General features: G+C 68.5%; 14 protein-coding genes. 9 read left to right on the top strand and 5 right to left on the bottom strand.

All coding sequences use genetic code 11. The features are described 5' to 3' along the window. Nucleotides 1-39: 39 nt before the first annotated feature. Both BVIR_RS08850 and BVIR_RS08845 read left to right on the top strand, forming a co-directional pair. Nucleotides 40-1536 (top strand): helicase HerA domain-containing protein, encoded by a 1497-nt coding sequence (locus BVIR_RS08850; RefSeq protein ID WP_055037351.1) that lies wholly within the window; start codon nucleotides 40-42, stop codon nucleotides 1534-1536. Between the two features lie 112 nt (nucleotides 1537-1648). After that, nucleotides 1649-2011: a hypothetical protein gene (locus BVIR_RS08845; protein ID WP_145912018.1), complete on the top strand. Its 363-nt coding sequence runs from the start codon at nucleotides 1649-1651 to the stop codon at nucleotides 2009-2011. Here the strand turns inward: BVIR_RS08845 and BVIR_RS08840 are convergent. Both BVIR_RS08840 and BVIR_RS08835 read right to left on the bottom strand, forming a co-directional pair. After that, entirely contained in the window at nucleotides 1981-2637 is a 657-nt protein-coding gene (locus BVIR_RS08840) for a TetR/AcrR family transcriptional regulator (protein ID WP_055037349.1), read from the bottom strand. The two genes, BVIR_RS08845 and BVIR_RS08840, sit on opposite strands and share 31 nt — an antisense overlap. 246 nt (nucleotides 2638-2883) lie before the next feature. Further along, nucleotides 2884-4338 (bottom strand): NAD-dependent succinate-semialdehyde dehydrogenase, encoded by a 1455-nt coding sequence (locus tag BVIR_RS08835; protein WP_055037348.1) that lies wholly within the window; start codon nucleotides 4336-4338, stop codon nucleotides 2884-2886. 273 nt (nucleotides 4339-4611) lie between these two features. Here BVIR_RS08835 and BVIR_RS08830 point away from each other — a divergent pair, with 273 nt between their 5' ends. Then, entirely contained in the window at nucleotides 4612-6675 is a 2064-nt protein-coding gene (locus BVIR_RS08830; RefSeq protein ID WP_055038785.1) for a PhoX family protein, read from the top strand. Between the two features lie 336 nt (nucleotides 6676-7011). On the opposite strand, the gene BVIR_RS08825 is transcribed toward BVIR_RS08830, so the two are convergent. Next, a complete protein-coding gene (locus BVIR_RS08825; protein ID WP_055037347.1) occupies nucleotides 7012-7314 on the bottom strand; it encodes a rubredoxin in 303 nt (100 codons plus the stop codon). Between the two features lie 517 nt (nucleotides 7315-7831). On the opposite strand from BVIR_RS08825, the gene BVIR_RS08820 reads away from it, so the two are divergent. The 4 genes from BVIR_RS08820 to cysW all read left to right on the top strand — a co-directional run bounded on the left by BVIR_RS08820 (nucleotide 7832) and on the right by cysW (nucleotide 11671). Next, nucleotides 7832-8674, top strand: a complete 843-nt coding sequence (locus BVIR_RS08820) for a MetQ/NlpA family ABC transporter substrate-binding protein (protein WP_082416871.1) — start codon at nucleotides 7832-7834, stop codon at nucleotides 8672-8674. Between the two features lie 168 nt (nucleotides 8675-8842). Beyond that, on the top strand, nucleotides 8843-9931 hold the full coding sequence (locus tag BVIR_RS08815; RefSeq protein ID WP_082417368.1) for a sulfate ABC transporter substrate-binding protein: 1089 nt from the start codon (nucleotides 8843-8845) through the stop codon (nucleotides 9929-9931). Further along, nucleotides 9928-10791, top strand: coding sequence for a sulfate ABC transporter permease subunit CysT (gene cysT / locus BVIR_RS08810; protein WP_055037346.1), 864 nt, complete (start codon nucleotides 9928-9930; stop codon nucleotides 10789-10791). The genes BVIR_RS08815 and cysT overlap by 4 nt, the downstream gene beginning before the upstream one ends. Continuing rightward, complete coding sequence (gene cysW, locus BVIR_RS08805) at nucleotides 10784-11671, top strand: sulfate ABC transporter permease subunit CysW (RefSeq protein ID WP_055037345.1); 888 nt, start codon at nucleotides 10784-10786, stop codon at nucleotides 11669-11671. The genes cysT and cysW overlap by 8 nt, the downstream gene beginning before the upstream one ends. Before the next feature lie 140 nt (nucleotides 11672-11811). Here cysW and BVIR_RS16810 read toward each other — a convergent pair whose 3' ends face one another. Continuing rightward, nucleotides 11812-12156 carry a hypothetical protein gene (locus BVIR_RS16810; RefSeq protein WP_145912019.1) on the bottom strand — a complete coding sequence of 115 codons (345 nt, stop codon included), beginning with the start codon at nucleotides 12154-12156 and terminating at the stop codon, nucleotides 11812-11814. Between BVIR_RS16810 and BVIR_RS08800 the strand changes: the two genes are divergently transcribed. After that, complete coding sequence (locus tag BVIR_RS08800; protein WP_055037344.1) at nucleotides 12155-12361, top strand: hypothetical protein; 207 nt, start codon at nucleotides 12155-12157, stop codon at nucleotides 12359-12361. The two genes, BVIR_RS16810 and BVIR_RS08800, sit on opposite strands and share 2 nt — an antisense overlap. 4 nt (nucleotides 12362-12365) lie before the next feature. Beyond that, nucleotides 12366-13031 (top strand): helix-turn-helix domain-containing protein, encoded by a 666-nt coding sequence (locus tag BVIR_RS08795; RefSeq protein ID WP_082417366.1) that lies wholly within the window; start codon nucleotides 12366-12368, stop codon nucleotides 13029-13031. A 24-nt stretch (nucleotides 13032-13055) separates the two neighbouring features. Here BVIR_RS08795 and BVIR_RS08790 read toward each other — a convergent pair whose 3' ends face one another. Next, on the bottom strand, nucleotides 13056-14612 hold the full coding sequence (locus BVIR_RS08790; RefSeq protein ID WP_061349904.1) for a cobyric acid synthase: 1557 nt from the start codon (nucleotides 14610-14612) through the stop codon (nucleotides 13056-13058). Nucleotides 14613-14878: the final 266 nt, after the last annotated feature.

The following is a 14878-nucleotide window of genomic DNA, read 5'->3' as shown; positions in this document are numbered from 1 at the left end:
TCCGCGGATGACGGGTCCGCGGACGATGGGAGTGGGTCGTTGGAAATTGTCCTGGGGACGACGACGGGAGGCGCGGCGGCAACGATCAACCTGGAGGAGTTGTTGGCCACCCGCCTTCTTGTGCAAGGCAATTCCGGGTCCGGCAAATCTCATCTGCTGCGGCGAATCCTGGAGCAGAGCGCGCCGCACGTCCAGCAGATCGTGATCGATCCCGAGGGCGATTTCGTCTCCCTTGCCGACGCTTTTCAGCACGTCGTGGTCGACGCCAATCGCAGCGAGGCGGACCTCGATTGCATCGCCTCGCGCGTTCGCGAGCGCCGGGTGTCGGTCGTGCTCAACCTGGAGCATCTGGAGCAGAGCCTGCAGCTCCGGGCGGCGGCGATCTTTCTCGACGGGCTGTTCGAGGCGCCGCGCGCCCACTGGTACCCCGCTTTGGTCGTCGTCGACGAGGCCCAGCTGTTCGCGCCGATGGCGGCCGGCGACGTGTCGGACGAGGCGCGGCGCGTCTCCCTGACGGCAATGGTTAATCTGATGTGCCGCGGGCGCAAGCGCGGCCTGGCCGGGATCATCGCCACCCAGCGGCTGGCAAAGCTGGCGAAGAACGTCGCCGCCGAGGCGTCGAACTTTCTGATGGGGCGCACCATGCTCGACATCGACATGGCGCGCGCGGCCGACCTGCTCGGCATGGAGCGGCGCCAGGCCGAGATGTTTCGCGATCTGACGCGAGGCTGCTTCGTCGGGCTCGGCCCCGCCATCGCCCGCCGCGCGGTGCAGATCAAGGTGGGCAGCGTCGAGACCGCCTCGCGCGGCGTGACGCCGGGGTTGCTGCCACCGCCCGACATGTCCGAGGCGGACAGCGAGGCGATCTTGGCACCGGCGCCGGTTTCGGCGCCCAGAACCATCGAACGCAGGCCGCTGCCGCCGGCACCCTCCACCACCGACATCTTCGCCGAAATCGCGCGGCTTGAGGAGGCCGCGGTCGACGAGCCCGAGGCGCCGACCATGACGGCACAGGAACGTGACCGGCACTGCCGGCAAATCGTCCACGACATGGTTGCGGAGGAGAGCGGCGCCCGCCCCGAAGCCGCGCTCTTTCAGGATTTTCAGATCCGCTGGCGCATCCAGCGCCTGCCGGGGCCGCTGCCGGCGCTGGCCGAGTTCCGGTGCTGGCTCGAGGATGCCTGGGCCGGGGTGACGCCGGAGGAGGCCGCCACCGAGGCGTGGCGGCGCGTCACCGAAGTGGCCGGCTCGGTGCCCTCGGATCTGCGCGGGCTGTTCGTGCTGTTTGCCTTCGCCGCGATGCGCAACCAGCCGTGCCCGTCCGATCTGGAGGTGGCGCGCATGTGTGGAACCCAGTCGGTCGGGCGGGCCCGCAACCGCGTCCAGCAGCTCGACCGCAACGGCGCCATCGTGCTGCGGAAAACCATGAAGGGCGGCCGGATCGCCGTTCTTCCCGATCTCGGCTGGGAAACCGAGGTCGGCGATCCGATGGCGCCCGCCCGCGAGGGGCTGCAGCACCGTCTCGCCGCTGAGTGACAGCCCAAGGCCGTTGAGGTCCGACGTGCGTGCGGCCGTTGCCGCCTACCGCCGCCGGCCAGGCGTCGCGCTATTCCGAATGGCGACCGCTGCCAACTGAACCTTTACTGCAGTGACCGCGACCATGCCGAGTGCTCAAGGTCGCATGTTTATCGCGTTTCCAGCAAAGCCGGTGCCTGCCGACCTGAGGCGCCGGGCGAAAGAGGTCTTCGTGATGTTGCAAGTTGCTGCGCCGGTTTCCGCCAGCCCGTCGAGCCCGCGCCTTTCAGCGATCGCCCGGCGCCGGCGCGAGCGGGAAGCCGCCAAGGCGGCGATGGTCGTCACCCTGGGCGCGGTCACCGTCACCGGCTTGATGCTGCTTGGCCACCATCGCAGCCACAAATCGGCGATCAAGTCGGCCCACATCGTGACCGGGGCGGCGGTGCTCGGCGCGTCGTGGTGGCATTATTCGCTGTACGGCCGCCGCGCGCGGTGATCGGCGCGCGCCGGCGCCGCTGCCGTGCCGTAGGCGGCGAGGAAGGTGTCGACCGCCCGCTCGACCACCTGGCGGATCTGCTCGGCGGTGATGCTGGTGTCGAAACCGAGGTGCAGCCGCCAGCGCACCTCGGCATCGAACAGGCTGCGAAGCTGAAACGCTGCGACAACGGGATCGGGCACGTTGAGACGGCCGGCCTTCGTCGCGGCGCCGAGGTATTCGGCGCAGGCGTCGATGCCCTTTCGTGGTCCGAGGTCGAAAAACGTCCGGCCCAGATTGCTGACGCCGCCTTGCGCGAAGGCGAAGCGAAGCGTGGCCAACGCCTCCGGACGCGTTGTCGCCGCCATCAACCGGTTGCCAAGCTCGAGAAGGACGTCGCGCGGGTCGTTGCCGGCGCGCTCGCGCAGGCCGGCCAGTACCGGGGAGACCTGCTTGCTCACCAGGCGAAAACCGACCTGGACGAACAGTTCGTCCTTGGAGGGAAAATAGCCGTACAGCGTCGCCTTCGAGCCGCCGAGCCGCTTGGCGATCTCCGCCATGGACGCGCCGTCGAGGCCGCGCTCCTGGACCACCGCGGTCGCGACCTCCAGGATTTCCTCCCGCTTGGCCTCAGTTCGCACCCTCACACGACGTCTCCACTCCAGCGACGGTCGGCCGCCGGACGAGGCCGAGCCGTCCGGCCGGGACCGATGGCGGCGGCGACCCGGCGCCTAAGCGCTCGGCGTCGTCACCCGATCGAATCCTGCCTTCTAGCATAGGCGACGGGGATCGGCCCGATTCCGTATCACCGGATGGCGGGCTTTGGTTCCGGCAGGAAGAATCCGTGCTGCGTCTCGCGGCGCCGTCTTGCTGCCGGCGTTGCGGACAAGGCGCTAGGCGATGCCGCCGAAGCACATGCTCTTGATTTCGAGATAGTCGTCGCAGCCGTATTTCGAACCTTCCCGGCCGAGGCCGGACTGCTTGACGCCGCCAAACGGCGCGACCTCGGTCGAGATCAGGCCGGTGTTGATGCCGACCATGCCGGTTTCCATCCGCTCGGCCACCCGCCAGACCCGCGCGACGTCGCGCGAATAGAGGTAGCCGGCGAGGCCGAATTCGCTGGCGTTGCACATCGCCACCGCTTCGTCCTCGGTTTCGAACCGCACCAGCGGCGCCAGCGGGCCGAAGGTCTCCTCGCGCGCCACCAGCATGTCCTGCGTCACCTCGGTGAGCAGGGTCGGCTCGAAATAGCTGCGGCCGAGACTGGACCGGCGGCCGCCGGTCAGGATCTCGGCGCCCTTTTCCACCGCCTCGCGCAGGTGGCGCTCGACCTTGGCCACCGCCGCCTCGTTGATCAACGGTCCGGTGGTGACGCCGGGTTCGAAGCCGTTGCCGAGCCGGAGCGTGGCCACCTTCGCGCGCAGCTTTTCGGCGAAGGCATGGTAGATGCCGGCCTGCACGTAGATGCGGTTGGCGCAGATGCAGGTCTGGCCGGCGTTGCGGAACTTGGCGATCAGCGCGCCGTCCGCCGCCGCGTCGAGGTCGGCGTCGTCGAACACCACGAACGGCGCGTTGCCACCGAGTTCGAGCGACACCTTCTTCACGGTGTCGGCGCACTGGCGCATCAATATCTTGCCGACGCGGGTCGAGCCGGTGAAGGTGATTTTCGCCACCTTGGGATTGGCGCACAATTCCGCGCCGACTCCGGCGGCATCCAGGCTCGGCACCACGTTGAACACGCCGGCCGGCACCCCGGCGCGCTCGGCCAGCACCGCCAGCGCCAGCGCCGACAGCGGCGTCAGCTCCGAGGGCCGCGCCACGAACGTGCAGCCCACCGCCAGCGCCGGCGCCAGCTTGCGCGCGATCATGGCATTGGGAAAGTTCCACGGCGTGATCGAGCCGACCACGCCGACCGGCTGCTTGATCACGACGATGCGCTTGTCGCGCTGGTGGCCGGGTATGACGTCGCCATAGACGCGCTTGGCTTCCTCGCCGAACCACTCGATGAAGGCGGCGCCGTAGAGGATCTCGCCCTTGGCCTCGGGCAGCGGCTTGCCCATCTCGGCGGTAAGGATGGCGGCGAGGTCGTCGGCATTGGCGACCATCAGGTCGTGGAGACGCCGCAGCACCGCGGCGCGCTCCTTGCCGCTCCGGGCGCTCCAGCCCGGCTTGGCGGCATGGGCGGCGTCGATCGCCGCCCGCGTGCCATCGATGCCGGCGTCGACCACGGTGGCGATCACCTCGCCGGTCGCCGGGTTGTTGACAGGGAATGCTTGCCCGGTCTCGATCCAGCTTCCGTTGACGTGAGCCTGCGTGCGCAGCAGCGACGGATCTTTCAGTATCAGCATGTTCGCGACCTCCGTGCAGCGTTCACCGCGTCCTCGACGATGTCCATGGCCCCGCCGGGCGAAGGACCGCGGCGAATGTGCCCGGCTGCCCGGCTGGCGGCAAGCGAGCACGCGTCCTCTTGAGCGTTGCGGTTTTGCGTTGCGGTTTTCGTGGCGCCGCAGCGACCGGCTGGAGCCCCAAACGCCGGCTCGACCGCGGCCGCTGTCATCAGCCCTTCACGCAAAATCACGAGGTTGCGCTACCTCCAGCATAGCTTGCCGAAGAGCCCGATCATGACGAAGCCAGAGAGCCTGTCCGTCCGAGCCGTCGACGCGCGCGAGAGCATCGGCGTCAACCCGGCCCGGTGTGAGACCTTCGAAACGCTGATGGCCTCGCGCAGCGCGGTCGAGAGCGACGCCTGCGAGAATCGCGGCGTCAATCCGTCGCGCGCGCCGTCGATCGCCGAGCTGGTGACCGCCCGGCTGTGCCGCCGCGACGCGCTCAAGGGCCTGTCGGCCGCGACTCTGGCTGTCATCGCCGCGCCCGCGGGCTCGGTGCTGCGGCCGGAGCCGGTCCACGCCGCCGCGCCGGCCGCGGCCGCGCATGCGGGCTCGTCGCTGACCTTCCCCGAATTGGCGCATGGCTACGACGAGGACCACCATGTCGCCGACGGCTACGACGCTCAGGTGCTGATCCGCTGGGGCGACAAGGTCTTGGCCGACGCGCCGGCGTTCGACCCGGCCAATCTCACAGCCGCGGCGCAGTCGGCGCAGTTCGGCTACAACAATGACTTCGTCGGCTATTTTCCGCTGCCGCGCGGTTCGAAGAATTCCGATCACGGCCTCCTGACGGTGAACCACGAATACACCGACCGCCAGTTGATGTTTCCCGGCATCGGCCCGGAGGACTTCGACAAAGAGACCCCGGAGATGCTGAACGTCGAACTCGCCGCCCACGGCCACAGCGTGGTCGAGATCAAGCGCGAGGACGGCCGTTGGCGGGTGGTCGAGGACAGCCCGTACAATCGCCGTCTCACGGCGCTTTCGAGCGAATTCGTCGTCACCGGCCCGGCCGCCGGCCACGACCGGCTGAAGACCGCGGCCGACCCCGCCGGCACCAAGGTGATTGGCACGCTCAACAACTGTGCCGGCGGCGAGACGCCGTGGGGCACGGTGCTGGTCGCCGAGGAGAACGTCCACCAGTATTTCCGCGGCGCCACCGGCGACCACCCCGAAGCGGCCAACTACAAGCGCATGGGCATCACCCCGCGGCCGGCCTATGACTGGGCGCGCATTCACGACCGCTTCGATGTCGCCAAGGAGCCGAACGAGCCCAACCGCTTCGGCTGGATGGTGGAGTTCGACCCCTACGATCCGAACTCGGTGCCGAAGAAGCGCACCGCGCTCGGCCGCTTCAAGCACGAGGCCGCAACCACCATCCTCAATGGCGACGGCCGGCTGGTGATCTATTCCGGCGACGACGAGGCGTTCGAGTACGTCTACAAGTTCGTCACCAAGGACAAGGTCGACCTCGCCAACCCGGCGGCCAATGCCGACCTGCTCGACGAGGGCACGCTTTATGTCGGCAAGTTCGACGCCGAGGGCGGCCTGACTTGGCTGCCGCTGGTGTTCGGGCAACAGCCGCTGACCGCCGCCAACGGCTTCAACAGCCAGGCCGACGTGCTGATCGAGGTGCGCCGCGCCGCCGACATGGTCGGTGCCACGCCGATGGACCGGCCGGAGGACGTCGAGCCCAACCCGGTGACCGGCACCGTGTTCATGAACCTCACCAACAACACCAAGCGCAAGGACGGCCGGCTCGACCCCGCCAATCCGCGCGCCGGCAACGCCCACGGCCATATCATCGAAATGATCCCGCCCGGCGAGCGCGGCAAACGCGACCATGCCGCCACCGCCTACAGCTGGAGCATCTTCCTGCTCGCCGGCAACCCGGCCAACCCCAAGGACGGCGCCCGCTACGGCGGCGAGGTCGGCGCCAATGGCTGGCTGTCGTGCCCGGACAACATGACGTTCGACCGCGAGGGCCGGATCTGGATCTCGACCGACGGTGCGCCGAAGTTCGGCATCGCCGACGGCATCTGGGCGGCAGACACCGAGGGGCCGGGGCGGGCGGTGACCCGCCATTTCTACCGCACCCCGCGCGGGGCGGAGATGTGTGGCCCGTGCCTCACGCCGGACAACACCACCCTGTTCGTGGCGGTGCAGCACCCCGGCGACGAGGCCAAGGCCACCTTTGAGGCTCCCGCCACGCGCTGGCCCGACTTCAAGGACAATCTGCCGCCGCGCCCGGCGGTGGTCGCCATCACCAAGAAGGGCGGCGGGCCGATCGGCGGCTAACCAAGCGACGGCCGCTCGCAAGGCGTACCGCGGTGCGGTGGCTACCGCGCTACGCGCGCCGAACGCCCTTCATTCGGTTTCCGGACGATCACGCCGCGATCCCGGAAACCACCTCACAAGAGTCCCTGATCGGACGGGATGTTTCGGCGACCGCGATGCGAAACGCCGGCCTGATCGGCCGGATTTCGTTTCGATGGCCATCGCAAACCCGACCCGCCGCAATGAAAGCGCTACGCCACCGCGAACTGGTGGGGTGGTTGCGAAAACACGTGCTGCTCCGGCAGGGTTTTCGGCGCAATCGTCTCCGCCGCGCGCCGCGGTCGCAGGGCGGCCGGCTCACAGCCGGGTGGGGCGGAAGAAGCTCTTGGGCGAGCCGCAATCGGGGCAGCGCCAGTCGTCCGGCAGGTCGTCGAAGGCGATCCCGGGCGGCAGCGGGTGATCCGGGTCGGCCAGATTGACCCCGTCGCCCACCGCCGGGTCATAGATGTAGGGATGGCAGTCGGGGTTGGTGCACACCCAGCGCTGCGTCGCCGCACTGGCGCCGCCCAACCCCAGCCAGCCGGCCAACGCCGCGGCGCCGAGCGCGACCGCCCGGCTCAGCAGGTCGCGGCGGCATGGCGTCGGCGGCGGGCGGATCATCGGGGCAAGACGGTTGGGTTGGTGACGGCAGCCGATCCTAGCAGGGGCCTCGTGACAGCACGGTGTCACCGGCCCCACCGCCGCGGCCGGCTGAACCGGGTGCGGGCGAAAGCCATGCCTGCACCGGAAGGCGACGTTGTTCTCCCAAGGCGCGACGGCGGACCAAATCCGTTCTGCCGCGGGCGCTGAATTTGAAAATCGCTTTCGTTGACGCCGCGCGGCGGGCACGGGATCATGCCTCATCGGCCCTGTGCCGGTCGCGGGATTTGACGGAGCAGCTTGCGCCGCGACACCAAACGCTAAAGCGCCACGATGGATTTCGTGGGTCTCCGCAGACGAACAGGAGAAGCCACATGCGCTCGCCTTCCATCACCTGTCGACGCTGAACCGCCGGCGCCTCTGGCGTTGTGCCGCCGACAGACCGGACGCCGCGCGTCCGAGCATCGCGGTCACCCCCTTTTTCGGCATCGTCTTTTCCCGCCGTGGCCGCGCGCCCGGCGCATCGGAGCCCATTGTCATGGTCGGACCCATTACCCGCCGCCTCGTCCTCGCGGCTGCCGTCGTCGGACTGGCACCCGTCGCCGCCTTGGCGGAGAGCGCAAACATTAAGGCCGCCTCGGCTCCGCCGGCGGCGGCCGAGGCGGCAAAGCCGCTCAAGGTCGGCGTGTCGGCCGGCCCCTACGGCGACATCCTGCGCGAGGCGGCGCGCCTTGCCGAAAAGGAGGGCCTCAAGGTCGAGGTCATCGAATTCACCGATTGGACCCAGCCCAACGCCGCGCTCAATGCCGGCGACATCGACCTCAACAACTTCCAGCATCGGCCCTACCTCTCCAATCAGGTCAAGGCGCGCGGCTTCCGCATCATTCCGCTCGAGACCTCGATCGTGGTGCCGGCCGGCATCTATTCGTCGAAATTCGCCAAGGCGGCCGACATTCCCACCGGCGCCAGGGTGGCGATCCCGAACGATCCCTCGAATTCGGCGCGGTCGCTGTACCTGTTCCAGCAGGCCGGCCTCATCAAGCTGCGCGAGGGCGCCGGCGTCACCGCCACGGTCGCCGACATCGTCGACAACCCCAAGAACCTGAGCTTCATCGAGCTCGACGCGGCGCAGTTGCCGCGCTCGCTCGACGACGTCGCGGCGGCGTTCGTCTCCAACAACTACGCCCACCTTGCCGGGCTCGACCGCAACAAGGCGCTGGCGTTGGAGGGCATCGATTCGCAGTGGACGCTGGTGTTCGCCGCCCGCGACGACCGCAAGGACGACCCCCGCATCCGCCGCTACATCGACCTCTACCGCTCGGCGGACGTGAAGGCCTTTGTTGACAAGACCTTCGGCGGCTCCATCCTTGCCACCTGGTGAGATCGACGGCGGCCGGGGTCACCTCCGGCCGCCCCCAACGCGGGAGAGAAGGCGCCGCCTCAACCGTTTCGAGCCCTTCGAGCCGTGTGGCAAACCACCGGCACCTTTCGAGCCCGCCACAGCGCCCTCCGGTGCATCCGTCCGCAACACCGAGCCGTGGAGACCGTCATGATCGATCTTGTCCATTCCATCCGCTGGCGCCCGGTCGCCGCCACCGCCGCCGCGTTCGGCTTCGTGCTCGCCACGACCGTGTTCGGCCACGCCCAGGGCACGGGCCCGAGCCACAACACCGCCGCCGCGCCGTCCGACGTCACGCTCACCAACGTGTCGTACGACCCGACCCGCGAGCTCTACAAGGCGATCAACGAGGCGTTCGCCAAGGAGTGGCTGGCGAAAACCGGCCAGAAGGTGACGGTCCGCGCCTCGCACGGCGGCTCGGGCCGGCAGGCGCGCACCGTGATCGACGGCCTGGAGGCCGACGTGGTGACGCTGGCGCTGGCCGGCGACATCGACGCCATCGCCCGCGAGGGCAAGCTGCTGCCGCCTGACTGGCAGAAGCGCCTCGCCAACAATTCCTCGCCCTACACCTCGACCATCGTGTTCCTGGTCCGCAAGGACAATCCGAAGGCCATCAAGGACTGGGACGATCTCGCCAAGCCCGGCACCCAGGTCATCACCCCCAACCCCAAGACCTCGGGCGGGGCGCGCTGGAACTACCTCGCGGCCTGGGCCTATGAACTCGACCGCTCCAACGATCCGGCCAAGGCCAAGGCGTTGGTCGAGGCGATCTACCGCAACGTCCCGGTGCTCGACACCGGCGCCCGCGGCTCGACCACCACCTTCGTCCAGCGCGGGCTGGGCGATGTGTTCATCTCCTGGGAGAACGAGGCCCATCTGGCAATCGCCGAGTTCGGCGCCGACAAGTTCGACATCGTCTACCCCTCGCTCTCGATCCTCGCCGAGCCTCCGGTGGCGCTGGTCGACAAGGTGGTCGACAAGCGCGGCACGCGCGAGGTTGCCCAGGCCTATCTCGATTATCTCTACACCCCCGCCGCACAGCGCATCATCGCCGCCAATTACTACCGGCCGTCGAAGCCGGAGGCGGCCGACGCCGAGGACCTCAAGCGGTTCCCGAACATCAAGCTGGTGTCGATCGACCAGGTGTTCGGCGGCTGGAGCAAGGCTCAGGTCGAGCATTTCGCCGACGGCGGTGTGTTCGACCAGATCTACAAGCCGGGCGGGTCGGCGGCGCGATGAGTATCGCCACCTTGCTGCGATCGCCGCCGCTCCGGTTCCGGCAGCCCAGTGCGCTGCCGGGATTCGGACTCACCTTCGGTTTTTCTGTCACGTATCTTTCGCTGATCGTGCTGATCCCGCTCACCGTGCTGGTGGTGCGGGCTTCCGGCCTCGGACTTGACGGCTTGTGGCAGACGGCGACGTCGCCGCGGGTCGCCGCCGCGCTCAAGCTCTCGTTCGGCGTCTCGTTTGCGGCGGCAGCGCTCAACGCCGTGTTCGGCCTGCTGGTCGCCTGGGTGCTGACGCGCTATGCCTTTCCCGGCCGGCGGCTGCTCGATGCCATCGTCGATCTGCCGTTTGCGTTGCCAACCGCGGTGGCGGGCATCGCGCTGACCGCGATCTATGCCCCGAACGGCTGGATCGGCGCGCTGCTGGTGCCGTTCGGCATCAGCGTTGCCTATACGCCGCTCGGCATCTTCGTCGCGCTGGTGTTCATCGGCTTGCCGTTCGCGGTGCGGACGGTGCAGCCGGTTCTGGCTGACCTCGACCGCGAGATCGAGGAGGCGTCCGCCACGCTCGGCGCCTCGCGTGCCCAGACCGTGGTGCGGGTGATCCTGCCGAGCCTGTTGCCGGCCGTGCTCACCGGATTTGCGCTCGCATTCGGGCGCGCGGTCGGCGAATACGGCTCGGTGATCTTCATCGCCGGCAACATGCCGTTCGTATCGGAGATCGCGCCGCTGCTGATCGTGATCCAGCTTGAGGAATTCAACTACACCGGTGCGACCGCGATCGCGACCATCATGCTGGCAATCTCGTTTGCCTCGTTGCTCGCGATCAATCTGATCCAGGCCTGGAGCCGGCGGAGGTTCGGTCATGTCTGACAGCGCGATGTTCGGACCCGTGCCGTCGCGGTCGCAGATCGCGCCGGTGACCGGCGAGAGGCCGCTGACGCGCTGGCTGCTGATCGCCGCCGCGGTCGGCTTCCTGGCGTTGTTCCTGGTGCTGCCGTTGGTGGCGGTGTTCGCCGAGGCGCTGCGCCGCGGCGCTGCCGCCTATTTCGCCTCGTTTGCCGATCCCGACACCCAGGCTGCGATCCGGCTGACGCTGTTGGTGGCGGTGATCGCGGTGCCGATGAACGTGGTGTTCGGCATCGCCGCGGCGTGGGCGATCGCCAAGTTCGAGTTCGTCGGCAAGAGCATCCTCGTCACCTTCATCGACCTGCCGTTTTCGGTGTCGCCGGTGGTGTCGGGCCTGGTGTTCGTGCTGCTGTTCGGCGCCCACGGCGTGTTCGGCGCCTTCCTCCAGACCCACGACATCAAGATCATCTTCGCCGTGCCCGGCTTGGTGCTGGCGACGATCTTCGTCACCTTCCCATTCGTCGCCCGTGAGCTGATCCCGCTGATGCAGGAGCAGGGGACCGCCGAGGAGGAAGCGGCACTGACGCTCGGCGCCTCCGGCTTTCGCATGTTTCTCACCGTCACGCTGCCCAACGTGAAGTGGGCGCTGCTCTACGGCGTGCTGCTCGCCAATGCCCGCGCGATGGGCGAGTTCGGCGCGGTGTCGGTGGTGTCGGGCCATATCCGCGGCCTCACCAACACCATGCCGCTGCAGGTGGAGATTCTCTACAACGAGTACGCCTTCGTCGGCGCCTTCGCGGTCGCATCGCTGTTGGCCGGGCTCGCGCTCGTCACCCTCGTCGTCAAGTCGCTGCTGGAATGGCGATTCAGCGACGCCCTTGCGCGGACCCACCGCCACGGCTGATCAAGCCTCTGATATGGCTTCCGGCTGATCAGGCCGGAGAACCGTATTCCGTTCGCCGGAAAACCCCTTCTTTGTGAAGGGGTTTTCGGCGAACTTGTTTCCGGGACCCCGAAGGGATCTCCCGGAAACGGAATGACGGATCACGTCCTCGCCGTATGACGCTCGCCGGAATTCCGTGCTCGCACGCGGCGTTTCGGCGAGCGCGCTTCCGGGCATGACGTGATCAACCGGAAGCCAAGCGGCCTGATTGACCCGGCCGCATCGGCATCCGCACGCCATCGCAGTTTGGCGCCGATTCCGGTTGCGGTCGTCCGCTCGCGCACGGTCGCAGGCGCCGGCGCGGTGCTGCGCTGTTCCATCCTGGAACGAAGGAATGAACCGTTTTCGGTGCGACGGCGGTCGAGAATGAAACGCTGCAAGATAGCTCTAGATTGAATTTCGCTTCTCTTGCGGGTGGGTCCGATTTCCTGGAAAAATTCCGTCATGTTGACACCGACCGAAACCACCGCATTGACCGCCGCCGTGATCGACCTCGCGGCCTACCGCGCCCAGCGCCAGACCAAGCGCGATGATAGCGCCGTGACCGCGGCGCCGGCGCCGACCAACGTGATGTGGGTGCCGATGATGATGATGGTGCTGATGCCGGTTTCGGTTCCGGTCGCAGGGTCGGACCGCGTCCATGCGGGATGAGTTCATGTCATCGGATGCGGAAGCGGCGCCGCCGCCGACGGCTTCCGCGAGCCTGGCCGCCAACGGCCATAGACCGGTGCACACCCCGTCGGAGGACGAGTTCGACGGTCTTGCGGTGATCGTCGGCGCCAACCTGCGCCGCATCCGCACCCGCCGCGGCCTGTCGCTTGAACGGCTCGCGCATCTGTCCGGCGTCAGCCGCGCGATGCTGGGTCAGATCGAGACCGGCAAGAGCGTGCCGACCATCAAGATCCTGTGGAAGGTCGCCAACGCGCTGGCGATGCCGTTCGCGGCGCTGACGGCGGCGCAGGGTCCGGCCCCGGTGGTGGTGATGCGCCGGGACGACTCCAAGATCCTGTCTTCGAGTGAGGGCCGCTTCACCTCGCGCGCGCTGTTTCCGTTCGACGCCGAGCGGCGGTTCGAGTTCTACGAGCTGCGGCTGGCGCCGCGCCACGTCGAGCACGCCGAGGCGCACGTTGCCGGCACGCGGGAGAACCTGGTGGTGTTGCAGGGCACGGTCGAGATCGTGTCCGGCCGCGAGCCGCCGGTGGTGCTGAGCGAGGGCGACGCCGTGCTGTTCGAGGCCGACGTGCCGCACCGCTACAAGAACCTCGCCTCGGCCGAGGCGGTGCTCTACCTCGTCATGACCTATGTCGAGGATTTCCGGTAGCGCGGCCTGTCCGGGCGCTTTTTATCAGTGCGCCAGGTGCAGCAGCATGTCGATGTCGAGATGGGCGGCGAGGTGGTCGGCCAACGCATCGAGCGTGGCATCGACGGTGGCGTCGTAGTCCAGTCCGCTCGGCGGGGCGTCGAGCCGGGCGAGCCAGGCGGCACGCTGGCGATTGTCGGCGAACAGGCCGTGGACGTAGCAGCCGGCGATGCGGCCGTCCGGGGAGGTGGCGCCGTCGACGCGGCCGTCCTTCAGCCGCACCATCGGTCGCGTCGTTGCCGGGCCGGCCGAGCGGCCCATGTGCATCTCGTAGCCGGCGAACGGCACGCCGTCGGCGATCGTTTCGCCCGCCGCCGCCGCCAGCGTCTTGTCGGAGGTCAGCACGGTGTCGATGTCGAGCAGGCCGAGCCCCGGCACGTTGGCGCGCACGCCCTCGACGCCATCGGGGTCGGATACGGTGTGGCCCAGCATCTGGTAGCCGCCGCACAGGCCGAGGATGCGCCCGCCGCGGCGGGCGTAGGCGATGAGGTCGGCGTCCCAGCCGGCTGCCCGCAGGACGGCGAGGTCGGCGATGGTCGCCTTCGAGCCGGGCAACACCACGAAATCGGCGTCGACCGGTAGCGGCGCACCGTCGTGCAGCAGGATCAACTCGACCGCCGGTTCGAGCTTCAGCGGGTCGAGGTCGTCGAAGTTGGCGATGTTCGGCAGCACCGGCGCCACCACCCGCAGTCGCCGGCCCAGGGCGGCCGCCGCGCCGGCCAGGCCGGCGGACGGGTCGGCGGAAAGGCCCGCCGGTGTCAGCGGCCCAGCGGTGACCCAGGCGGCACGGGTGCGGCCGGGCTCGGCCGAGCCGAGCAGGCTCATGGCGTCCTCGGCCGGCAGCTTGTGGGCGGCATCGAAGAACGGCACCAGCCCGACCGGCGCCCAGCCGGTATGGGCGGCGACAAACGCCATGCCGTCGGCGAACAAGCCGGGGTCGCCGCGCATCTTGTTGACGATGAAACCGGCGATGAGGCGGGCGTCGTCCCGCGTCAGCACGGCGCGGGTGCCGACCAGGCTGGCGATGACGCCGCCGCGGTCGATGTCGCCCACCAGCACCACCGGGACTTGGGCCGCCTGGGCGAACCCCATATTGGCGATGTCGTTGGCGCGCAGGTTGATTTCGCCGGCGGCGCCGGCGCCCTCGACCAGCACGAGGTCGGCTTCCGCCTTCAACCTGTCGAAGCTGTCCAGCACGTAGGGCATCAGCGTCTTCTTGGCCGCCTGATAGTCGCGGGGCGAGGCTTCGCCCCACACCTTGCCCTGCACCACGATCTGCGCGCCGTTCCCGCCCTGCGGCTTGAGCAGCACCGGGTTCATGTGCACCGAGGTCAGCGCCAACGCCGCCCGTGCCTGCAGCGCCTGCGAGCGGCCGATCTCGCCGCCGTCAGCGGTCACCGCGGCGTTGTTGGACATGTTCTGCGGCTTGAACGGCCGGACCGTGACGCCGCGGCGGGCGAACAGGCGGGCGAGCCCAGCCACTAGCAGCGATTTGCCGACGTCGGAGCCAGTGCCCTGGAACATGAGAACCCGCGCAGCCATCGACCTCGCTCCCCCAACCATCGCCTTGCCGCCGGCCGACCCGCTGTCGGCCGTGGCGGCTTCTTATACGCGGAGCTTAACTGTGCAGCGACCGGACACCATGCGGAATTCGAATTGGCACAATTCGAATTGGCGCGATTGGCCTGACGCGAATTGTCGCTGCGGCGATTCCGGCGCCGAATTCGGTCATTCAAATTCCGTGGGTCAAGCGCCGCGGGCGCCTCGATCGCGGTTGACGCCGGCGTGGCGGTCCTATCGAAGTGCCC

It is taken from the genome of Blastochloris viridis, from assembly GCF_001402875.1.
Taxonomy (GTDB): Bacteria; Pseudomonadota; Alphaproteobacteria; order Rhizobiales; family Xanthobacteraceae; genus Blastochloris; species Blastochloris viridis.
This window is presented reverse-complemented; position numbering and strand designations above follow the sequence as displayed.